Source organism: Rheinheimera sp. EpRS3 (genome assembly GCF_001513785.1).
Taxonomy (GTDB): Bacteria; Pseudomonadota; Gammaproteobacteria; order Enterobacterales; family Alteromonadaceae; genus Alishewanella.
This window is the reverse complement of the sequence record NZ_LNQS01000001.1, coordinates 694,261-717,389: the sequence shown is the minus strand read 5'-3', so window position 1 is coordinate 717,389 and position 23,129 is coordinate 694,261. Positions and strand designations below refer to the sequence as shown.

Annotated in this window: 19 protein-coding genes and 2 tRNA genes; 1 reads left to right on the top strand and 20 read right to left on the bottom strand. The window is 49.2% G+C overall.

Translation table 11 applies throughout. From position 1 onward, the window contains the following. Positions 1–166 precede the first annotated feature (166 nt). The 14 genes from rpsO to rlmE form a co-directional block, all read right to left on the bottom strand. A complete protein-coding gene (gene rpsO, locus AR688_RS03000; RefSeq protein ID WP_068228924.1) occupies positions 167–436 on the bottom strand; it encodes a 30S ribosomal protein S15 in 270 nt (89 codons plus the stop codon). A gap of 127 nt (positions 437–563) precedes the next feature. Continuing rightward, positions 564–1,490, bottom strand: coding sequence for a tRNA pseudouridine(55) synthase TruB (gene truB / locus AR688_RS02995; protein ID WP_068228921.1), 927 nt, complete (start codon positions 1,488–1,490; stop codon positions 564–566). After that, a complete protein-coding gene (gene rbfA, locus AR688_RS02990; RefSeq protein ID WP_068228919.1) occupies positions 1,490–1,936 on the bottom strand; it encodes a 30S ribosome-binding factor RbfA in 447 nt (148 codons plus the stop codon). Before rbfA ends, truB begins: the two co-directional genes overlap by 1 nt. A gap of 71 nt (positions 1,937–2,007) precedes the next feature. Then, on the bottom strand, positions 2,008–4,692 hold the full coding sequence (gene infB, locus AR688_RS02985) for a translation initiation factor IF-2 (RefSeq protein ID WP_068228916.1): 2,685 nt from the start codon (positions 4,690–4,692) through the stop codon (positions 2,008–2,010). Positions 4,693–4,713: 21 nt separating this feature from the next. Further along, positions 4,714–6,213, bottom strand: coding sequence for a transcription termination factor NusA (nusA, locus tag AR688_RS02980; protein ID WP_068228912.1), 1,500 nt, complete (start codon positions 6,211–6,213; stop codon positions 4,714–4,716). Positions 6,214–6,242: 29 nt separating this feature from the next. Continuing rightward, positions 6,243–6,698 carry a ribosome maturation factor RimP gene (gene rimP / locus AR688_RS02975; RefSeq protein WP_068228908.1) on the bottom strand — a complete coding sequence of 152 codons (456 nt, stop codon included), beginning with the start codon at positions 6,696–6,698 and terminating at the stop codon, positions 6,243–6,245. A 206-nt stretch (positions 6,699–6,904) separates the two neighbouring features. Then, positions 6,905–6,981 (bottom strand) — tRNA-Met (locus tag AR688_RS02970). A 74-nt stretch (positions 6,982–7,055) separates the two neighbouring features. Continuing rightward, a tRNA-Leu gene (locus AR688_RS02965) sits at positions 7,056–7,140 on the bottom strand. Positions 7,141–7,153: 13 nt separating this feature from the next. Further along, entirely contained in the window at positions 7,154–7,480 is a 327-nt protein-coding gene (secG, locus tag AR688_RS02960) for a preprotein translocase subunit SecG (protein WP_068228905.1), read from the bottom strand. A 2-nt stretch (positions 7,481–7,482) separates the two neighbouring features. Beyond that, a complete protein-coding gene (gene tpiA / locus AR688_RS02955; protein ID WP_068228902.1) occupies positions 7,483–8,235 on the bottom strand; it encodes a triose-phosphate isomerase in 753 nt (250 codons plus the stop codon). Positions 8,236–8,318: 83 nt separating this feature from the next. Beyond that, a complete protein-coding gene (gene glmM / locus AR688_RS02950) occupies positions 8,319–9,653 on the bottom strand; it encodes a phosphoglucosamine mutase (RefSeq protein ID WP_068228899.1) in 1,335 nt (444 codons plus the stop codon). A gap of 3 nt (positions 9,654–9,656) precedes the next feature. After that, the gene (folP, locus tag AR688_RS02945; protein ID WP_068228897.1) at positions 9,657–10,490 is read right to left on the bottom strand and encodes a dihydropteroate synthase; all 834 of its coding nucleotides are present in this window, start codon (positions 10,488–10,490) and stop codon (positions 9,657–9,659) included. Between the two features lie 88 nt (positions 10,491–10,578). After that, positions 10,579–12,510 (bottom strand): ATP-dependent zinc metalloprotease FtsH, encoded by a 1,932-nt coding sequence (gene ftsH / locus AR688_RS02940; protein WP_068228894.1) that lies wholly within the window; start codon positions 12,508–12,510, stop codon positions 10,579–10,581. A 49-nt stretch (positions 12,511–12,559) separates the two neighbouring features. Continuing rightward, the gene (gene rlmE, locus AR688_RS02935) at positions 12,560–13,189 is read right to left on the bottom strand and encodes a 23S rRNA (uridine(2552)-2'-O)-methyltransferase RlmE (RefSeq protein WP_068228891.1); all 630 of its coding nucleotides are present in this window, start codon (positions 13,187–13,189) and stop codon (positions 12,560–12,562) included. An 83-nt stretch (positions 13,190–13,272) separates the two neighbouring features. Here rlmE and yhbY point away from each other — a divergent pair, with 83 nt between their 5' ends. Beyond that, positions 13,273–13,569, top strand: coding sequence for a ribosome assembly RNA-binding protein YhbY (yhbY, locus tag AR688_RS02930; RefSeq protein WP_068228886.1), 297 nt, complete (start codon positions 13,273–13,275; stop codon positions 13,567–13,569). A gap of 55 nt (positions 13,570–13,624) precedes the next feature. Here yhbY and greA read toward each other — a convergent pair whose 3' ends face one another. From greA to AR688_RS02900, 6 genes are all read right to left on the bottom strand, one after another. Continuing rightward, on the bottom strand, positions 13,625–14,101 hold the full coding sequence (greA, locus tag AR688_RS02925) for a transcription elongation factor GreA (RefSeq protein ID WP_068228883.1): 477 nt from the start codon (positions 14,099–14,101) through the stop codon (positions 13,625–13,627). Beyond that, positions 14,098–17,319 (bottom strand): carbamoyl-phosphate synthase large subunit, encoded by a 3,222-nt coding sequence (carB, locus tag AR688_RS02920; RefSeq protein ID WP_068228880.1) that lies wholly within the window; start codon positions 17,317–17,319, stop codon positions 14,098–14,100. Before carB ends, greA begins: the two co-directional genes overlap by 4 nt. A gap of 147 nt (positions 17,320–17,466) precedes the next feature. Next, positions 17,467–18,606, bottom strand: coding sequence for a glutamine-hydrolyzing carbamoyl-phosphate synthase small subunit (gene carA / locus AR688_RS02915; protein WP_068228878.1), 1,140 nt, complete (start codon positions 18,604–18,606; stop codon positions 17,467–17,469). A 197-nt stretch (positions 18,607–18,803) separates the two neighbouring features. Beyond that, complete coding sequence (dapB, locus tag AR688_RS02910; protein ID WP_068228874.1) at positions 18,804–19,613, bottom strand: 4-hydroxy-tetrahydrodipicolinate reductase; 810 nt, start codon at positions 19,611–19,613, stop codon at positions 18,804–18,806. 238 nt (positions 19,614–19,851) lie between these two features. Then, on the bottom strand, positions 19,852–21,006 hold the full coding sequence (locus AR688_RS02905) for an iron-containing alcohol dehydrogenase (RefSeq protein WP_068228872.1): 1,155 nt from the start codon (positions 21,004–21,006) through the stop codon (positions 19,852–19,854). 126 nt (positions 21,007–21,132) lie between these two features. Continuing rightward, complete coding sequence (locus AR688_RS02900) at positions 21,133–23,004, bottom strand: MFS transporter (RefSeq protein ID WP_068228869.1); 1,872 nt, start codon at positions 23,002–23,004, stop codon at positions 21,133–21,135. Between the last annotated feature and the right edge of the window lie 125 nt (positions 23,005–23,129).

The window sequence follows — 23,129 nt, the reverse complement described above, 5'->3', positions numbered from 1 at the left end:
GCCTAATTGCGATGTCATTTTTGTCGTTTAATTCTTACGTAGTATACTCTGTAACCAAAGCACAAAGATAGTTCAGTCAATCGTTAACTTTAGAGAAAAATAGTCTGCACGCTGGCAAGCTGAATTAAAAAAAGGGGCTTAAAAGCCCCTTTTTTACTTAAACCGATTAACGGCGTAAGCCTAAACGCTCAATCAGTGTGGCGTAACGGCTCTGGTCTTTACCTTTTAAGTAATCCAGTAACTTACGACGCTGGCTAACCATACGCAGCAAACCACGACGTGAGTGGAAGTCATGCTTGTGCTCGGCGAAGTGGCCTTGCAGGTGGTTAATAGAAGCAGTTAACAGTGCTACCTGTACTTCTGGTGAACCTGTGTCGCCTTGCTTAACAGCGTAGTCAGCAACGATTTTTGCTTTATCAGCAGCGCTTAAAGACATATTTAACTCCAAATGTGAGTGAACTATAGTCAGGGAATCGCCGATCACTCATCCAGCAGACCCCAAAAAATCCGCCGTATAATAGCATTTTACTGCTTTTTTACAAGGCGTTTCTGCTACAACACCCTTAGGGTAATGTGGCGGTATTTAATAAGCGCCGCGAGCTCAGCACGCCTTGTTCAACCTGGCCAATACCAAAGAAGTTATCGCCAGCGCCATGTAGTTTAATGGCGGCAATATCAGCTATTGTTACCTGACAGTTCTGGCCATGCTGTAGCCGGTGTTGCTCCTGCTCTGTCAGGACCAGCTTAGGCATATTTACAATACCGGCGTCCAGTGGTAACAGCAGCGCATCCATATTGCTAAAATCGCCACTGGCATGGCATTGCTCTGCCAGTGCATCCAGCTGCGGCGGCGTAACCATTTGCGCAGCACTAAAAGGCCCAACCTGCGTGCGGTGCAAGGCACCAACATGGGCACCGCAACCAAGCGCTTCGCCCAGGTCATCTATTAGCGTACGGATATAAGTACCTTTAGAGCAATGCACAATAAAATCGGCGGTGCTGCCGCTGAATTTCAGCAACTCAAAGCGAAAAATACTAATTGGTCTGGCTTCACGCGGTACGGTAATCCCCTGGCGGGCATAGCGGTATAACGGCTGGCCCTGATATTTAAGTGCCGAAAACATCGTAGGCACCTGCAAAATATCACCGCGAAACGCCGTCAGCGCTTGCTCCAGCTCAGCCTGGCTAAATTGCACCGGTTTTTCGCTTATTACTTCGCCTTCAACATCGCTGGTGCTGGTACGAATACCAAAGTTAGCCGTAACCAGATAGGTTTTATCGGTATCAAGTAAAAACTGGCTGAACTTGGTGGCTTCGCCAAAACAGATTGGCAGCAAACCGGATGCCATAGGATCCAGTGCACCGGTATGGCCGGCTTTTTGTGCCTGAAACAGCCAGCGCACGCGCTGTAAAATACCGTTGCTGCTAACTTCCAGCGGCTTGTCTAACAATAAAATGCCATTAACGGCCCGGGCATTTTTCCGTGCCATTAGTTTGCCGGCTCGTCGCTGCTGTTATCGGTGCTGTCGGCAGCGTCAGCCACATCATCCAGTGCCTGGCCTGACTGCAGTCTGCGACGGTCATCTTCAGCCCGTGCAGTGCTAACTAAGGTTGCCATGCGAATGCCTTCGTTTAATGATTCATCAAAGGCAAAGCGGATATGCGGCACGATACGCGCCTGAATACGTTTACCGATTAAGCTGCGGACAAAACCAGAGGCATCGTTAAGGATCTTAAGATTGTCCTCAACCTTATCATCGGCCAGGCCTAAAAAGGTCACAAACACTTTGGCGTGAGATAAGTCGCGAGATACCTCAACGTCTGACACCGTAATCATACTGTGCAGGCGCGGGTCTTTAATTTCGCGTTGCAGGATCACCGCCATTTCTTTTTTCATTTGCTGCGACAGTCTGTCGACGCGCGAGAATTCTTTCATAACTGTATTTCCACTGTCTGTTGCAGACAAAACAGGGGCCAAAGGCCCCTGTTTTATTGCTGCGTTGCCTGTTACAGGGTGCGTTCAACCTGTATTACTTCAAACACTTCGATCTGATCGCCTTCGCGCACATCGTTGTAGTTCTTCACGCCGATACCACATTCAAAGCCGTTACGTACTTCACTAACGTCATCTTTAAAGCGACGTAGCGATTCCAGTTCGCCTTCAAAAATAACCACGTTGTCACGCAGTACACGGATAGGTGCATTACGTTTAATCACACCTTCCGTTACCATACAGCCGGCTATAGCGCCAAACTTAGGTGAACGGAACACATCACGTACCTGTGCCAGGCCGATAATTTGTTGTTTAAACTCAGGCGCTAACATACCGGTCATGGCGGCGCGCACTTCATCTAACAACTCATAAATGATGCCGTAGTAACGTAAGTCGAGGCCTTCATCTTCTACCAGTTTACGCGCTGTGCCATCGGCACGGACGTTAAAGCCGATAACAATCGCAGATGAAGCTGCTGCCAGCGTAACGTCGGTTTCAGTAATTCCACCCACGCCGCTACCAACAATTTTCACTTTCACTTCGTCGGTAGATAACTTCATCAATGATTCAATGATAGCTTCAACAGAACCTTGTACGTCTGCTTTAAGTACAATGTTCAGCTCTGACACATCGCCTTCAGTCATATTAGCGAACATGTTTTCCAGCTTAGACTTCTGCTGACGCGCTAACTTAACATCACGGAATTTACCCTGACGATACAGTGCTACTTCACGTGCTTTACGCTCGTCTTTAACCACGGTTACTTCGTCACCGGCTTGTGGTACACCGGATAAACCTAAGATTTCTACCGGAATAGACGGGCCGGCCGTTTTGATTTCTTTACCGTTTTCGTCACGCATCGCACGAACCCGGCCGTATTCAAAACCACACAGTACGATTTCGCCCTGTTTCAGCGTACCTTCCTGTACCAGGATAGACGCTACCGGGCCGCGGCCTTTGTCCAGACGTGATTCAATAACCACACCGCGGGCCAAACCTTCTTTAACCGCTTTTAATTCCAGCAGCTCAGATTGGTTCAGAATGGCTTCAAGTAAATCATCAATACCCATGCCGGATTTTGCCGACACTGGTACAAACTGCGTATCACCGCCCCACTCTTCAGAAATAACATCGAATTGCGACAGTTCGTTACGTACACGATCCGGATCAGCTTCTGGCTTATCCATTTTGTTCACAGCAACCACGATTGGCACACCGGCGGCTTTCGCATGCTGGATAGCTTCTTTGGTTTGTGGCATTACGCCATCATCGGCTGCAACAACCAGAATAACGATATCGGTTGCCTTGGCACCACGGGCACGCATTGACGTAAATGCCGCGTGGCCTGGTGTGTCAAGGAAAGTCACCATACCTCGGTCAGTTTCAACATGATAAGCACCGATATGCTGGGTAATACCACCGGCTTCACCGGCTGCTACTTTAGCTTTACGGATATAATCCAGTAGTGAGGTTTTACCATGGTCAACGTGGCCCATAACCGTGACTACCGGCGCACGAGGCTCCAGAGCACCCTCACCCTGGCGGTCAGACATTACCGCTTCTTCCAGCTCGTTTTCTTTGGTCAGGGTAAACTTGTGGCCCATTTCTTCACAGACAATAGCCGCAGTTTCCTGATCAATCACCTGGTTAATGGTCGCCATAGCGCCCATTTTCATCATCACTTTAATCACTTCAGACGCTTTAACGGCCATTTTGGCAGCCAGCTCAGCTACAGTGATGGTTTCGCCAATTTTTACTTCGCGCTCAACCGGCTGAGCAGGTTTATTAAAACCATGCTGCATACTGGTTGGGGTTTTCTTTTTCTTTGAATGACGGTTAGCACGGTTAAAAGCTTCTTTGTCATTGGCATCGTCTTTTTTCTTGCCTTTAACAACCGGCGCCTTTTTACCGGCACCGCGACGGCCTGCCCGCTCTTCTTTAGCGTCTACTTCGTCTTCTGCCTGTTTGGCAAATTCGTTGCTGGTCAGGTGATAATCGTCGGTATCCGCTGGTTTGGCTTTTTCTTCCTGTGCCCAGCGCTCGCCGTTTTCTTCGGCCAGTTTACGCGCAGCTTCTGCCTGCTTAGCGGCTTCTTCTTCCAGCTTACGCAGTGCTTCAGCTTCTTGTTGCTGACGAATACGATCAGCTTCTTTACGCGCCTCTTCTTTCGCTGCACGACGCGCCGCTTCTTCCGGATCGTCTTTTAACAGCTGGGCCTGCTTAGCATCTTCGCGACGTTTCGCCTCGGCAGCTTTGCGCTCGGCTTCTTCTTTTGCTTTAGCTGCAGCAATTTCTTTCGCTTTACGATCTGCTTCAGCACGGGCCTGATCAGCTTCGGCGCGGGCTTTTTCTTCTGCCACGCGCGCTTCTTCCTGCGCTTTTAAAGTCGCTTCGTCAATCATCGGCTTTTTCACGTAAGTTTTTTGCTTACGCACTTCAACCTGAATTTCGCGGTTACGACCTGCACCACCTGCTACGCTTAGTGTGGTTTTTTCTTTGCGTTTTAATGTTAAACGCGCAGGTTCTGCCGACTTACCACCATGCTGAGCACTTAAATGTTCCAGCAGGGATTTTTTCTCATCTTCGCTGACTACCTGACCGGCTGCTTTACTGATACCGGCATCAGCGAATTGCTGCACTAACCGCTCAACAGTAGTACCGACATCACTGGCTAGCTTTTCTATAGTGACTTCTGCCATTTGTGTTGTTACCTCCGTTGACTACTTATTTTCTTCGCTAAACCAAACGATATTACGGGCTGCCATAATCAGGTCGGCGGCTTGTTGTTCCGACATGGGGGCTATTTCCAGTAAATCGTCTACACCCAGCTCTGCCAGGTCGTCTAACGTTGTTACCCCTTTACTGGCCAGAACATAGGCCGTGTGGGTATCTAATTCTTTCAGCGCTAACAGCGCTTCAGTGGGTTGCGCATCTTCCAGTGATTCCTCACTAGCCAGAGCGCGGGTGGTTAATACTGCTTTGGCACGGCCACGCAGCTCTTCCACGGTCGCTTCGTCCAGACCATCGATGCTTAACAGCTCGCTGATTGGTACATAAGCAATTTCTTCCAGTGTAGCGAAACCTTCATCTACCAGCACATCGGCAAAGTCTTCGTCAATTTCCAGTGCATCAACAAATACCTGACGTACCTTGGCGGTTTCTTCCTGGTGTTTTTGTTTCATGGCGCTAACCGACATAACGTTCAGTTCCCAGCCGGTAAGCTGGCTGGCTAAACGTACGTTTTGGCCGTTACGGCCAATGGCCATTGCCAGGTTGGCATCTTCTACCGCGATATCCATTGAGTGCGTATCTTCATCAACGATGATCGAGGCCACTTCAGCCGGAGCCATGGCATTGATAACAAACTGCGCATCGTTATCGTCATACAACACAATATCAACGCGCTCACCGGCCAATTCGTTCGATACGGCCTGCACACGTGAACCACGCATACCCACGCAAGCGCCTACCGGGTCAATACGACGGTCGTTGCTTTTAACGGCAATTTTGGCACGGGCGCCCGGGTCACGGGCAGCACCACGCAGTTCGATCATTTCTTCACCGATTTCCGGCACTTCAATGCGGAACAATTCCAGCAGCATTTCCGGCCGTGAACGGCTTAAAAACAGCTGAGCACCACGCGCTTCCGGTTTTACTTCAAACAACAACGCACGAATACGATCGCCCGGGCGGTAGGTTTCACGCGGTAACATTTCATCACGGCCTAACATCGCCTCGGCGTTGTTACCTAAATCAACAATGATGCTGTCACGGTTTACTTTTTTCACCACGCCGGTAACTAATTCACCCACCTGGTCAATATAAGCTTCTACTACCTGTGAACGCTCGGCTTCGCGTACTTTCTGTACGATTACCTGCTTGGCCATCTGGGTAGTAATACGGTCAAACTCGATAGAGTCAATTTGCTCTTCGTAGTAATCGCCAATCTTTACCGAAGGGTCGTCGTACTGCGCCGCCGATAACGTCATTTCGCGGTATGGGTGCTCTTGCACCTGATCGTCCGGAATAACCTCCCAACGACGGAACGTTTCATAAGATCCGGTTTTACGGTCAATGCTAACGCGAACTTCAATATCGCCTTCATTCTTTTTCTTGGTGGCCGCTGCCAGTGCAAACTCCAGTGCCTGGAAAATCTTTTCCCGTGGCACAGATTTTTCGTTTGAAACTGCATCAACAACTAATAATATTTCTTTTGCCATTGTGTGTTGCCTCGCTTTGCCCCGATACCTTAAAACACCGGTACCACGTTTGCTTTATCTACATTATCCATCAGCAAACGATAGGGTTTGCCATCTACTTCCACTATCAACATATCGTCTTCAATAGCTGTTAGTATGCCTTTAAACTTACGCCGGCCATCCTGTGGAATAGCCAGTTTTACTTCAATTTTTTGCCCTACTACCGCCAGAAAATGTGCGGGTGTAAACAATGGCCGATCCAGACCAGGTGAAGATACCTCAAGCAGGTATTCATTGGTGATTGGATCTTCCACATCTAAAATGGCACTCACTTCGCGGCTAACCAGCGCGCAATCGTCAACATTGATGCCATCCGCATGATCAATATACAGCCGTAAAGTTGAGTGACGACCAGCCTGCACCAGTTCGAGCCCCAACAACTCAAAGCCTGCGGCTTCAACGGTCGGCAGCAATAACTCTGTCAGTGTCTGTTCTTGCTTAGTCAACGAGACCTCCGGAAATTCTGCTGTAACCCGCTACTTTGTCAGTAACAGTGGCAACAACAGTAAATAAAAAAAGGGCGTTTAGCCCATTACTGCGTAAAACTGAGTCTGCAGATACGAAAACGCCCCGAACTAGCGGGGCGAATGGGCATCCAATCAACTAACATATCGCCAATGTTAATTGAAAATCTAATCACTTCATAAGAAGTTGGTTGCGGGAGCCGGATTTGAACCGACGACCTTCGGGTTATGAGCCCGACGAGCTACCAGGCTGCTCCATCCCGCGTCCGTAATTGGCGCTTATTATATAGCGCTGACTGGCTTATCGCAAGCATTGCCTTGGCAAACTGCTGATAAATTTGGTGCCGAGAGCGGGACTTGAACCCGCACGTCCGAAGACACTACCCCCTCAAGATAGCGTGTCTACCAATTTCACCACCTCGGCTAAATTAAGAGGATTAGTTACCTACAGGAATATCGCTGGTATCGTCTTTTTTCGGTTCAACTTGCTCAGTAACTGGTACTGACAAATCGTCCCAGGCATCAACTTTTTTGCTGCCAGCGCTGTAGTTACCCAGCACAATACTTAACACAAAAAAGATAGTGGCCAATACAGTGGTGGTTTTGGTAAGAAAATTACCCGTGCCTGAAGAACCGAATACGGTAGCAGAAGCGCCAGCACCAAAAGCAGCACCCATGTCAGCACCTTTACCGTGCTGAATTAACACCAAGCCAATTAAAGCTATGGCAACTAACAAATAAACTACTATCAAAACTTCGTACATGCTTATTCCTTTGCACCTTTTGTAACTGCAAGGCAAATTTGCGCAAATTCTGCTGGTTTGAGGCTTGCGCCGCCTACCAGAGCACCGTCTATATCAGCTTGGCGAAATAATGCAGCAAAATTGTCTGCATTAACACTGCCGCCATACAATAATTTTACCCTTACTGCTGACTGCGTATTGTACCTGGCCAGATGCTGCCTGATAAATGCATGTGTCGTTTGCGCCTGTTCTGGCGTTGCCGACTCACCTGTGCCAATCGCCCAGATGGGTTCATACGCAATCACTGATTTCGCCAGTAATTCGGGCTGCGAAGCATACACCGCATCAAGTTGCCGTGCAAGAACCTGCTGCGTTTTTTCTTGCTGCCGCTCGGCTGCAGATTCACCAACACACAGTATCGGTGTTAAACCTGCTCCAACAGCTCGAGCCAATTTAGCCGCGATAAGTTCATTACCTTCGCCATTTAGCGCACGTCGCTCTGAATGTCCGACAATTACATAACTGGCTCCGGCTTCCTGCAGCAAATCAGCACTGAGTTCACCGGTAAAAGCACCGCTTATTTCATGGCTTAATGTCTGCCCGCCAAGAGCAAAATTACACAGTGCAGGGAAGCGTGTTAACAACGTGGCTGGTGGACACACCACAACAGCTTGCTCTGCTAACGGTAGCGCCGTTAACACCTCGACCATTTCCTCAACCAGTGCGGCTGAACCGTTCATTTTCCAGTTCGCTGCGATCAGTGGTGTGCGTTGCATGGTGCTGTTTCCCTGTAATTAGACGGGCGCGATATTAACCAACCACGCCGGTGCAAACAAGCTTTAATGGCGCCTTCGGACAATCAACTGGCGATTTTTACTGCAGCAGCAATCTGCTCGGCATACTGTTGTACGTCAGTGGCATCTTCACCTTCTACCATTACCCGGATCAATGGTTCGGTGCCACTTTTACGGATCAGCACCCTGCCTGAACCATTCAGCTTGGCCTCAACATCGGCAATCACTTGCTTCACATGTTGTTTTTCCAACGGGGCGGTGCCTTTTTCAAATTTTACGTTCACCAGCACTTGTGGCAGCTTATGCATACCCTGGCTAAATTCAGCCAGCGTCATACCCGCCTCAATCATTGCCGTAAGCACTTGTAGTGACGCAATAATACCGTCACCGGTGCAGGTATGGTCTAAATTCAATACATGGCCTGAGTTTTCACCACCAATACGCCAGTTATTCTCGCGTAGCAGCTCCATTACGTAGCGGTCGCCCACTGCACTGCGGGCAAACGGGATACCTAACTCTTTAAGTGCCAACTCCAGTCCCAGGTTACTCATTAAAGTACCGACTACGCCGCCTTGCAGTTTATTCTGCTCTTTGGCAGCACGGGCAATAATATAAACAATTTCATCGCCATCAATAACCCGGCCGGTATGATCAACCATCATGACACGGTCACCATCGCCGTCATAAGCAATACCGAGGTCGGCTTCACGCTCCACAACAGTTTTCTGCAGCAATTCAGTATGGGTGGCACCACAATGATCGTTAATATTTAATCCATCCGGGCTGGCACCAATTACAATGACTTCAGCACCCAATTCTTTAAACACTGCAGGTGCTATGTGATAAGTGGCACCGTGGGCACAGTCGATAACAATTGTCATGCCGCTTAGTGATAAATGGTTAGGTAAGTGGCTTTTACAAAACTCGATATAACGCCCGGCAGCATCATCAATACGCTGAGCTTTGCCCAGCTTTTCCGATGACTCGCACACCATCGGCTGTTCCAGCTCGTATTCAATCGCCAGTTCAACTTCATCCGGTAATTTTGTGCCATCAGCGGAGAAAAACTTAATGCCGTTGTCGTAATAGGGATTGTGCGAGGCACTGATCACAATACCGGCCTCAGCTCTGAATGTGCGGGTTAAATAAGCTACCGCAGGTGTAGGCATCGGCCCCAGCAAACGCACGTTGATACCAGCTGCAATTAAACCGGCTTCCAATGCTGTTTCTAATAAATAACCAGAGATACGCGTATCTTTGCCAATTAATACTTTACGGGTGCCACGCTGTGACAACACACGGCCGGCGGCCCAGCCTAACTTCATCGCAAACTCTGGCGTAATAGGAAACTCGCCGACACGGCCACGCACGCCATCAGTTCCAAAATATTTTCTGCTCATCCTTTATGCTCCATACTGCATTGCCGTCACAACCCTGACCGCCTGCACGGTTTCTTTAACATCATGCACCCGGATTATCCGGGCCCCTTGTAATGCTGCAATAGTAGCGCAGGCTACACTAGCTGCCAAACGCTCATTCACCGGTATGTTCAGTAATTGACCAATCATTGATTTACGCGACATACCTGCCAGTACCGGATAGTCAGAATCGGTAAATTGTGTCAGTTGCTGCAACAGTAAATAGTTATGGCTCAGGCTTTTGCCAAAACCAAAACCGGGATCCAAAATAATATGCTGCCTTGGCATGCCTGCCTGTTCACAGACAGTGGCACGCTCCAATAAGAACTGCTTAACTTCTGCCACAACATGCTGATATTGCGGTAAATGCTGCATACTGCGCGGCGCGCCCTGCATATGCATCAGGCATACCGGCAGATCTGCTGCAATAGCAACTTTTAAAGCACCAGGTTCCAGCAAGGCCCTGACATCATTGATAATATCGGCACCAGCCTGAACCGCAGCTGACATAACGGCAGCCTTGCTGGTGTCAACCGAGATGGCACAGTCAAAACGTTGGCGGATGGCTTCAATAACAGGTATTACGCGGTTTAACTCGTCCTGCTCTGCTACATCAGCGGCGCCGGGGCGGGTAGATTCACCGCCAATATCTAAAATTGCTGCACCGTCTGACAGCATCTGCTCGGCCTGACGCAGAGCGGCGTCCAACTGCTGGTGTTTACCGCCATCAGAGAAAGAGTCCGGTGTAACATTTAAAATCCCCATAACCAGTGGGCGGCTTAAATCCAGCGTGCGCTGACGCGGCAAGGACAACAACATAATTGCTCCTGTAGCAGATATTTTGGCTCTGACAATAAAAATAAACCCCGGCATAACCGGGGCTTTCGTTTAATTAAATGCAGCAGATTTAGTGCAGATTACCTTCTGATGGCTTACCGGGTGCGGCAGCATCATCATCCTGGCTCACTTTGCTATCCGGCTTGTCATCTGAGCCTGGCTTATCACGTGGTTCCCAGTTCTCTGGCTGGCGAACTTCGCGACGGGCCATCAGGTCATCAATCTGTTTAGCGTCTATGGTTTCATACTTCATCAATGCATCTTTCATTGCATGCAGGATGTCCATATTTTCTTCAATCAGCTTTTTCGCGCGGTCATAATTACGGTCAATAAAGTCACGAATTTCTGCATCAATGGCTTTAACGGTATCTTCCGACATATGCTTGTTTTTGCTGACAGAGCGGCCAAGGAACACTTCACCTTCTTCATCGGCATACAGCAACGGGCCCAGTTTCTCTGAGAAACCCCACTGGGTAACCATCTTACGCGCCAAATCTGTAGCCCGCTCAATATCGTTCGACGCACCGGTAGTGACATATTCAAAACCGTAAATCACTTCTTCGGCAATACGGCCACCGAACAACGAGCTGATCATACTCTCTAGTAAACGTTTGCTGTGCGATACACGGTCACGTTCTGGTAAGTACATGGTGACACCTAAAGCCCGTCCACGCGGAATAATACTGACTTTATACACCGGGTCATGATCAGGCACCAAGCGGCCAACAATGGCATGGCCAGCTTCGTGGTAGGCTGTCATTTCTTTTTCTTTCTCTGTCATCACCATAGAGCGGCGTTCTGCGCCCATCATGATTTTGTCTTTGGCTTTTTCAAACTCGTCCATCGACACCACGCGGCGATTACCACGGGCAGCAAACAATGCCGCTTCGTTAACCAGGTTGGCTAAGTCGGCACCAGAAAAGCCCGGCGTACCGCGTGCAATAACTGACGGCTCTACACCTTCAGCCAGTGGCACTTTACGCATATGCACTTTTAAAATTTGCTCGCGGCCTTTTACATCCGGCAAACCTACCACTACCTGGCGGTCAAAACGGCCGGGGCGCAATAGCGCAGGGTCCAGTACGTCAGGACGGTTAGTTGCAGCGATAACAATAATGCCCTCGTTACCATCGAAGCCATCCATCTCTACCAGCATCTGGTTTAAGGTTTGCTCACGTTCATCATGGCCACCGCCTAAACCGGCACCACGCTGACGGCCTACTGCATCAATCTCATCGATAAAGATAATACAAGGTGCAGCTTTTTTGGCTTGTTCAAACATGTCGCGCACACGGGATGCACCCACACCGACAAACATTTCCACAAAGTCTGAACCGGAAATGGTAAAGAAAGGCACTTTGGCTTCACCGGCAATGGCTTTGGCTAACAGTGTTTTACCTGTGCCTGGCGGGCCAACCATTAAAATACCGGTTGGAATTTTACCGCCCAATTTTTGGAAACGGGATGGATCGCGCAGGTAATCAACCAGTTCAGATACCTCTTCTTTAGCTTCGTCGCAACCTGCAACATCAGCAAAAGTGGTTTTGATCTGATCTTCACCCATCAGGCGCGCTTTGCTTTTGCCAAACGACATGGCACCTTTGCCACCGCCGCCTTGCATCTGGCGCATAAAGAAAATCCACACGCCGATAAGCAATAACATCGGGCCCCAGGACAGCAAAATAGTGCCCAGCAAGCTGCTTTCTTCCGGCTTACTGCCTAAAGTTCTGACGTCATTTTTGATCAGGTCGTCCAGCAGCTTTTCATCATAGCCACCCGGAATAACTGTTTCGAAGCTGTCACCGCTGCGTTTTACACCGGTAATCACACCAGAGCGCTCAACTTTCACCTCGCGGATCTGGCCCTGATTTACCTCGTTGATAAACTGGGTATAGCTGGTTTGCCGGTCGGTACTGTCGCCGGGGCCAAAGCTATTAAACACCGACATTAATACGACGGCGATCACTAACCAGACAATCAGATTCTTTGCCATGTCACTCAAGGTTATAACCTCTTCTTACCGATAAATAGATAATTACCCGGCTACTTTACTAGACTTTGAAGCCGGTCGCCACGATATATGTCTCACGTGAACGCGCACGGGACGAATCGGGCTTACGAATTTTTACAGTGGTAAAGGCGGCGCGCACATCTTTTAAAAATTGCTCGAAGCCATCACCCTGAAATACTTTGACCACAAAACTGCCATTTTGCTTCAGTACTTTGTGACACATATCCAACGCCAGCTCTACCAGATACACCGACCTTGCCTGATCAGTAGTATCATTGCCACTCATATTCGGTGCCATGTCAGACAATACCACATCTACGTTCTGACCACCGATCCGGCTCAGTAATGCATCTAATACTGCTTCATCACGAAAGTCTCCCTGCAGGAAACTGACACCGTTAATCGGGTCCATTGGCAGAATGTCGCAGGCTATCACGGTACCTTTGTCACCGACAAGCCCCACACAGAACTGTGACCAACTACCCGGCGCAGAGCCTAAATCAACCACAGTCATCGCCGGTTTTATCAGTTTGTCCTGCTGGTTTATCTCTTCCAGTTTAAACGCTGCACGTGAACGCAGGCCTAATTTTTGTGCTTTTTGTACAAATTGATCATCGAAATGCTCTTTCAACCAGCGGGTGGAACTGGCGGAGCGTTTTTTCTTGGTCATGCTTTCACTCTTGATTAGTGTTATGCGTTAGATGGCGCTACAATAACGCAAATTCAAGCGTTATCTGCGGAAATAGTCATTTTATGAGTTTAACCAACAAACAGAAACAATTTTTAAAAGCAAAAGCCCATGAGCTTAAGCCAGTAATTTTACTCGGTGGCAATGGCCTGACCGAAGGTGTGGTAGCAGAGATTGAAGTAGCACTAAACTTTCACGAATTGATTAAAGTAAAAGTACCAACGGAAGACCGCGAGCAAAAAGTACTGATTATGGATGCCATCATCCGCGAAACCAAAGCAGATAAAGTTCAGGTTATAGGTAAAACCCTGGTGTTATTCCGCCAAAGTGAAGCGAAAAAAATTCAGCTGCCACGTGGCTAAATATTTATTAAACATAAAAAAAGCGCCGTCAGGCGCTTTTTTGTTAGGCTAAAATTCAGATATATTGCACTGCGGTAATTTCAAACTCAACTACACCTTTGGGCGTAGTGATATTTACCACATCATCGGCAGCTTTGCCGATTAAGCCACGCGCAATCGGCGAATTAACTGAAATCAGGTTATTTTTAATATCCGCTTCATCATCACCAACGATGCGGTAAGTCACTTCTTCGTCGCTATCCAGATTCAGAATAGTAACAGTACTGCCAAAGATAACCTTGCCGGTATTGGGTAGCTTGCTGATATCAATGATCTGCGCATTAGACAGCTTGGCTTCAATATCCTGAATGCGGCCTTCGCAAAAGCCCTGTTGCTCACGGGCAGCATGATATTCAGCGTTTTCTTTTAAATCGCCGTGCTCACGTGCTGTGGCAATGGCCTGGATAATCGCAGGCCGTTTTACTGATTTAAGTTCATGCAGCTCAGCGCGCAGTCGTTCTGCGCCCTGCACTGTCATCGGGATTGCACTCATCCGTTAACTCTCTTATGTAGTTCCTGCACTGAGGCTACGTTTTCAAACGCACTGGCGGCGTTTGATTTTACCGTAGCAAAGGCAGCATTTAATGTCGTGGTGTAGTTGGCTTTGTACTGCAGCGCACCACGGCGAATGACTTTAGAGTCTTCAATCGCCTGGCGACCATCGGTCGTATTGACGATATAGCTGTATTCACCGTTTTTAATGCGATCCAGAATATGTGGACGGCCTTCAGACACCTTATTTACCGTGCGGCATGTAATACCTGCGGCCTGTAATGCCTTGGCGGTACCGCCGGTAGCATCCAGCTCAAAGCCTTTTTCAACCATACGTTTTGCCAGTTCAACAACGCGCACTTTATCGCTGTCACGCACGGAAAGCAAGGCGCGACCACCGGTTGGAATTAACGTGCTGGCACCCAGCTGGCCTTTAGCGAAAGCTTCCTCAAAGGTATCACCCACGCCCATCACTTCACCGGTAGAACGCATTTCAGGGCCAAGGATCGGATCCACACCCGGGAATTTGTTAAACGGAATAACCACTTCTTTTACCGAGAAGAACGGTGGGATAATTTCTTTGGTTATGCCCTGCGCAGCCAGCGATTTACCAGCCATACAACGAGCACCCACTTTAGCTACAGCAACACCTGTGGCCTTAGAGACAAACGGCACAGTACGGGCGGCACGCGGGTTAACTTCAATTAAGTACACTTCGTTATCTTTTACTGCAAACTGGGTGTTCATCAGGCCAACTACACCTAACTCCATCGCCAGCTTACGTACCTGCTCACGCATTACGTCCTGGATTTCTTTGCTCAGGCTATAGGGTGGTAAAGAACAGGCTGAGTCACCGGAGTGCACACCGGCTTGTTCGATGTGTTCCATAATGCCGCCAATCACCACCTCTTTGCCATCACAGATAGCGTCGATATCTACTTCAATCGCATCATCAAGGAAGTTATCCAGCAGTACCGGTGAATCGTTCGATACGCTAACCGCATCGGTCATATAACGGCGCAGGTCCTGCTCGTCATAGACGATTTCCATCGCGCGGCCACCCAGTACGTAAGATGGGCGTACTACCATCGGGAAACCAATTTCCGGAGCCTTGGCAATCGCTTCTTCCATGCTGGTTACGGTGGCGTTTTTCGGCTGCTTTAAGCCTAAACGCTCTACCGCTTGCTGGAAACGCTCGCGGTCTTCTGCACGGTCAATGGCATCCGGCGAAGTGCCAATAATGGGCACGCCGTTGGCTTCCAGTGCGCGGGCTAATTTCAGTGGCGTTTGGCCACCGTATTGCACGATCACACCTTTTGGCTGCTCTTTACGCACAATTTCCAGCACGTCTTCCAGCGTGATGGGCTCGAAGTACAGACGGTCTGACGTATCGTAATCGGTAGACACCGTTTCAGGGTTACAGTTAACCATAATGGTTTCAAAGCCGTCTTCGCGCAGTGCCAGTGAGGCGTGCACACAGCAGTAATCGAACTCGATACCCTGACCGATACGGTTCGGCCCGCCGCCAATAATCATAATTTTATCGCGGTTGGTTGGCGCCGCTTCACACTCTTCATCATAAGTGCTGTACATGTAAGCGGTGTTAGAGGCAAATTCTGCCGCACAGGTATCAACCCGCTTGTACACCGGGTGCAACTTGTAGCCGTAACGCTTTTTTCGTACTTCATTTTCGCTGACACCTAACACGTCGGCGATACGTTTATCGGCAAAGCCTTTGCGTTTTAAGCGTTTTAACCGGGCTTCATCCAGTGCGGCAAAGCCGTCTTTACCCAATGCCAGCTCTTCTTTTACCAAATCTTCGATTTGCACCAGGAACCAGCGGTCGATATTGGTTAAGGTGAAAATCTCATCCATGCTCATGCCAAAGCGGAACGCATCGGCGATATACCAAATGCGGTGTGAGCCCGGCTCTTTTAATTCACGGACAATTTTATCTTTGGCTTCCGGCAGCGTGATATCGATAACAGGGTCTAAACCACAAACGCCAATTTCAAGGCTGCGCAGTGCTTTTTGCAGCGACTCCTGCTGGTTGCGGCCAATGGACATCACCTCCCCGACTGACTTCATCTGGGTAGTAAGGCGGTCATTGGCACCGGCAAATTTTTCAAAGTTAAAGCGTGGCACCTTAGTCACCACGTAGTCGATACTCGGCTCAAACGACGCCGGGGTTTTACCGCCGGTAATGTCGTTGGCCAGCTCGTCCAGTGTATAACCAATCGCCAGTTTGGCGGCTACTTTGGCAATCGGGAAGCCGGTAGCTTTAGAAGCCAGTGCAGATGAACGCGACACACGCGGGTTCATCTCAATAATAACCATACGGCCATCAACCGGGTTAATACCAAACTGTACGTTTGAGCCACCGGTTTCAACGCCGATTTCACGCAGTACCGCCAACGAGGCATTACGCATGATTTGGTATTCTTTGTCGGTCAGGGTTTGCGCAGGAGCTACAGTGATAGAGTCACCAGTATGCACGCCCATAGGGTCGAAGTTTTCAATGGCACAAACGATAATGCAGTTATCGTTTTTATCGCGAACCACTTCCATTTCGTACTCTTTCCAGCCGATTAACGACTCGTCAATCAGCAACTCTTTGGTAGGCGATAGATCCAGGCCGCGGGTACAAATCTCTTCAAACTCTTCGCGGTTGTAAGCAATACCACCACCTGAGCCGCCCATGGTGAACGACGGCCGGATAATACACGGAAAGCCAATGTCTTCCAGTACCTGGTAGGCTTCGTCCATAGAATGCGCAAAACCGGCACGTGGGCAAGCCAGGCCGATAGAACGCATGGCTTTATCAAAGCGACCACGATCTTCTGCCTTATCAATGGCATCGGCGGTAGCACCAATCATCTCAACATTATATTTAGCCAGCACCCCCTGACGTTCTAATTCCAGTGCACAGTTCAGTGCAGTCTGGCCGCCCATGGTAGGCAGAACGGCACAAGGGCGCTCTTTTTCAATAATTTTTTCCACTACCTGCCAGTGAATTGGCTCAATGTAGGTGGCATCGGCCATTTCCGGGTCGGTCATAATGGTGGCCGGGTTCGAGTTCACCAGAATAACGCGGTAGCCTTCTTCTTTTAATGCTTTACAGGCTTGGGCACCTGAATAGTCAAATTCACAGGCCTGGCCAATCACGATCGGGCCGGCGCCTAAAATCAGAATGCTTTTTAAATCTGTACGTTTTGGCATTGCTGCTATATCTCCGTAATTCGTGTTTGCTTATACCCTTCGTCTGTCATCATGCACGGGTGTTGCCTGCGCCCGTTACCCCCAATCACTTAGTATAACTAAGCTCATGGGGAGTACCGGTCTTGCCGCCTACGTGCATTTCGACATTCATTGGGTAGCGGCGTTATGCTGTTGCATCAGCGCAATAAAATGGTCGAACAGCTCAGAGGCTTCGTGCGGACCCGGACTGGCTTCAGGGTGACCCTGAAAGCTGAACGCCGGTTTGTCGGTACGATGTATGCCCTGTAAGGTGCCGTCAAACAACGATTTATGGGTGGCGCGTAAATTCGCCGGTAAACTGACTTCATCGACAGCGAAACCGTGGTTTTGCGCCGTAATAAGTACCCGTTTGGTATCCAGATTCTGCACCGGGTGATTACCACCATGGTGACCAACCGTCATCTTCACCGTTTGCGCGCCACTGGCCAGTGCCAGCAACTGATGGCCTAAACAGATACCAAACACCGGAATGTCGGTCTCAAGGAAGGTTTTAATCGCGTCGATTGCATAGGTACACGGTGCCGGGTCGCCAGGGCCATTGGATAAGAAAATACCGTCCGGATTCATGGCTAATACTTCACTGGCCGGCGTTTGTGCCGGCACTACCGTTAGCTTGCAGCCGCGATCCGCCAGCATGCGCAGAATATTGCGCTTTACACCAAAATCATAGGCTACCACATGAAACTGCTGTGGCGCTGCAGCGCGATGGCCTTCGCCCAATGCCCAGCCGCCTTCAGTCCATTGATAAGCTTTTTTCACGCTAACTTCTTTGGCTAAATCCATACCTGATAAGCCGGGAAAGCCTTTAGCTAACTCAAGTGCTTTGGCTTCATCCAGATCATCGCCAGCCATTAAGCAGCCATTCTGGGCGCCTTTCTCGCGTAAAATACGGGTTAACTTGCGGGTATCGATATCGGCGATGCCGAGAATATTGTGTTGTGTTAAATACTGACTAAGAGAGAGTTGGTTACGGAAATTACTGGCAAGAAGCGGAAGGTCACGGATTATCAGGCCCCTGGCCCAAATTTGTCCGGATTCTTCATCCTCTGGGTTAGTACCGGTATTGCCAATGTGTGGATAAGTGAGAGTAACGATTTGTTCTGCGTATGAGGGATCAGTTAATATTTCCTGATACCCGGTCATGGAAGTGTTAAACACCACTTCACCTACAGAAACTCCTTCAGCGCCAATGGCTGTACCGCGAAATACGGTGCCGTCTTCCAGTACGAGCAGGGCGGACTTAGTCAAGATAACCTCCAAACAGCAAAAAACGGGCGAAAACCTGACACTGTTTTACAACCCGTTTTGACCCAAAATGTGATACCCGATTTGCCTTAGGCAAACCTGACTATTTTAGGCGATCAGCGCTGGATAAGCTACGCTTTTTTTGATTTTTATTACAAATGACAACTCTAGCCTGTTTTTAACCTTAATAGCGCAAAAAGCTAGCTTAAATCAGCTAAACCTAACACTTGTTGCATAGAATAAAGTCCGCTCTGTTTACTTTGCAACCACAGAGCAGCGCGCAGTGCGCCTTGGGCAAAGGTGTTACGACTGGAAGCTTTGTGGCTTATTTCCAGCCTTTCGCCTAAATCAGCGAATAAGGCGGTATGGTCGCCAATAATGTCACCGCCACGCACAGTGGCGAAGCCGATAGTTTGCTGCTCTCGTTCGCCGGTAATGCCCTCACGGCCATACACTGCAACCTTAGCTAAATCGCGATCCAGCGCTTTGGCAATGCTGGCGCCGATAGCCATAGCCGTGCCCGACGGTGCATCTTTTTTAAAGCGGTGATGCGCTTCAATAATTTCAATATCGGCGGTTTGCCCCATCACTTTGGCAGCGGTTTGTACCAGATGCAGCAGCAGATTTACGCCAACGCTCATATTCGGCGCCCAGACAATTGGAATATGCTCGCTGGCCTGCTGCACCTGCTGGTATTGCGCATCGGTTAAACCGGTAACACCTATTACCATGGCTTTTTTTGCTGCTACCGCCAGTTGTAAGTGCGCCAGCATCGCTTCAGGCATAGTGAAATCAACCCAGATATCGGCGTTATTAATACTGTCAGGGCCGGTGGCGCTAAGTGGTAAAGCCAGCTTACCGACACCGGCCAGCTCGCCGGCATCGACGCCTATAAGGTCTGATCCGCTACGTACTGTGGCAGCCGTAAGATTTAGCTGTTGCTCTTTGGCAACGGTAATTAACGCCCGGCCCATGCGGCCGTTAGCACCAAAGATCCCGATAGATGGCATAATCTGGTTCTGTGTAAAAGTAATAATGGCGGCTATTAGAGCAAAAGCCGCCAGCAGGGGGAAGTAAAATAGCCATTAAGATGGCTATTTTTTACTACGACGCCCGACGTTACAGTTAAAGGTCGTGGCAACTGATGGGGCGACACAGAGTGTCTGAGCGAACGCGCCAGCGGTAGCGAGTTGCTGTGGCGAGCCCAGCAGATGTTACGACCTTTGCTGTCCGGCTCCATACCTGAATCTAAACCGCCCGTTGTAGGATCTGTCGCGATATGTCCGGAGTAATATCACCATGCTCACCTAACTTCAGCATACCGTTCGCTTGCAGCGCTGCTACCAGCTTATCGACTGCATCGGCTTTAATGCCGTAGTCGGCTAAGCGGGTCGGCACGCCCATTTGCTCGAAAAAGGCACGGGTATGGTTAATTGCATCGTCAATTAAGCGCTCTTCATCCTGATGCTGTAATTGCCAAACACGGCGGCCATACTGCAATAGCTTGTCGCGCTTTTGTACGCGTTGTTGTTGCAACAGGGATGGCAATACTATTGCCAGTGTTTGCGCATGATCGAGGCCATACAGCGCGGTGATCTCGTGGCCAATCATATGAGTAGCCCAATCCTGCGGCACGCCCTGGCCAATCAGGCCGTTCAGTGCCATGGTTGCCGCCCACATTACGTTGGCGCGCACGTCGTAGTTATCCGGCTGGCTCAGCGCTTTGGGGCCTTCTTCTATCAGGGTTTGCAGTAAGCCCTCAGCAAAACGGTCCTGTACCGGTGCATTGACCGGATAAGTCATATACTGCTCCATCACATGCACGAAGGCATCCACTACGCCATTGGCCACTTGTTTTGGCGGCAGGCTAAAGGTGACGGTAGGGTCTAAAATAGCAAACTGCGGATACACCAGCGCGCTGGAGAACGATAGTTTCTGCTGCGTTTCATAACGGGTGACAACTGAGTTGCCATTACTTTCAGTGCCTGTAGCGGGTAAGGTAAGCACACAACCCAGCGGAATAGCAGCGCTTACTTTGGCGCCTTTGGCCAGAATATCCCAGGCATCACCGTCAAATACCGCAGCGGCGGCAATAAACTTAGTACCGTCAATAACACTGCCGCCGCCAACCGGCAACAGAAAATCAATTTTCTCGCGGCGCACCAGATCTGCCGCCCGCATCAGAGTTTCAAAGCTCGGGTTTGGCTCTATGCCACTAAATTCCTGCCAGTTAAAACCGTCTAATGCTTTCACTACCTGATCGTACACACCGTTCTTTTTAATAGAGCCGCCGCCATAAGTCAGCAGCACTTTACTGCCCGGTGGGATAAGTTTGGCTAACTGTGCCAGCTGATCTTTACCAAATACAATACGGGTGGGGTTTTGAAATGAAAAATTAAACATCTTGCCTCCGGGACTTTGGCATTCGCCAACGCTAGACAGCGGTTATGCGGCCAGCCAGCTTTGAGTTCAAGGCCGACCGCGCCCGTTGCGCCAAACGTCGCTATGTTTAAGTTAAATTGCTGCCTTTTAAGTAAAATCGCCGCGTAACAGCCGCACCTGCCGTTCCAGCTCAGTTGCACTGGCTTGCTCTGCAGGTACAGGGGCGCTGGCTGTCAGCATAATTTTAGACCAGAAGCGACCTTTAAACTTAAAAGCGCCATTGCCATGATGGCTGAAAAACGAGCCCCATAAGCCCTGCAACGCCATTGGCACTACTGGTACCGGTGTTTCTGCCAGAATACGCTCAATACCGGGACGAAAGCTGTCGATATCACCGCTTTTGGTTAAACGCCCCTCCGGGAAAATACATACCAGATTACCCTCAGCCAGCTCACGCTTAATGGCAGCAAAAGCGGCTTCATATACCGCTTCATTTTTCTGCTTTGAGCAAATAGGAATAGTGCGTGCGGCTTTAAACAGCCAGTTGGCCACCGGCAAATCATAAATACCTTTTTCCATTACAAAACGCACCGGCCGGCGCACTGCCCCCCCAATCAGCAAGGCATCAACATAGCTGACATGGTTAGCTACCAGCACAGCCGCACCTTCGGCCGGAATATGTTCCAGCCCGATACTTCTGACCCGGTACATGGTGTGGCTAAGCAGATAAATAACAAAACGCAGTACAAACTCCGGTACTGTGCTGTACACATACAGCGCCACCACCGCGTTCATAATAGCCAAAACTAAAAAATACTCCGGGATGGATATACCCAGCACGGTTAAAAATACGATACCGGCAATGGCGCTAACCACCATAAACAGCGCATTAAAGATATTGTTGGCGGCTATCACCCTCGCCCGTTGTTGTGGCTCGGCGCGCTGCTGCAACAGTGCATACAGCGGCACAATAAACAAACCACCAAATACACCTATTAATGTTAAGTCTATCAATACCCACCAGCCAAAGGCCGTAGCCAGAAACTGCGACAGGCCAAGCAGCTCAGCCGGTAGCTGTGCCGGGCTGCTAAAAAATAAACTGATACCAAACACGGTTAAACCGATAGAACCAATTGGCACTATACCAAGCTCTACCCTGTCGCCGGATAAACGTTCACACAGCATTGAGCCTATACCCACGCCGACAGAGAACGCCACCAGCAACGCTGTGACGACGGTGTTATCACCACCGAGCACCGTTTTGGTAAAATTAGGAAACTGCGTTAAATAGCTGGCGCCTAAAAACCAAAACCAACTAATCGCCATAATAGCGAGATATAAAGTACGGTTCTGGTAACTGATACTGATAGTGGCCTTGGTTTGCTGCCAGGGAGCAAAGCGGAATTTTTCAGCCTTATGTACCTCACCCACAGCAGGAATATATCGGCTTACCAGATAACCCAGTACAGAAAATACCACAACAACAAGTGCAACCCACACCGGCGCATCCGCAAACCCCACCAACAAACCGCCTGTAATGGTGCCCAGCAAAATAGCAACAAAAGTGCCCATTTCTACCCAGGCGTTGCCGGCTAATAACTCTTTGTCACTGAGTAACTGCGGCAAAATAGCGTATTTTACCGGGCCAAAAAATGCTGATTGGCTACCCATTAGAAACAGCAGCCCCAGCAACATCAGATATTGTTGAAAATAAAATGCTACGGCAGCCAGCAACATCAGGCCTATTTCCAGCAGCTTTAACGCGCGAATCAACTTAGTTTTGCACACGGCATCAGCCAAAGTACCGGCAGTGGCAGAAAACAACAGAAATGGCAGAATAAATAACCCTGCAGCCAGGTTCATGGTTAAATCGGTATCCCATGGCAACGCATTGGCGGCAGTAAAGGCCAGCATTAACATTAACGCATTTTTAAACACATTATCATTAAATGCGCCGCTGGCTTGAGTGAGGAAAAATGGCAAAAAGCGTTTGCTGCTGATTAAGCGGTTTTGTGACATATCCACTCCATCGGAAAAAGAGATAGTAATAAATAAGTTGCCAGCATAATCAACTCAGGTAGCTTATACCAGTAGATAAAAACACCTGCCGAAATTGACAGGACGTCTAGCCATCTATATATTGC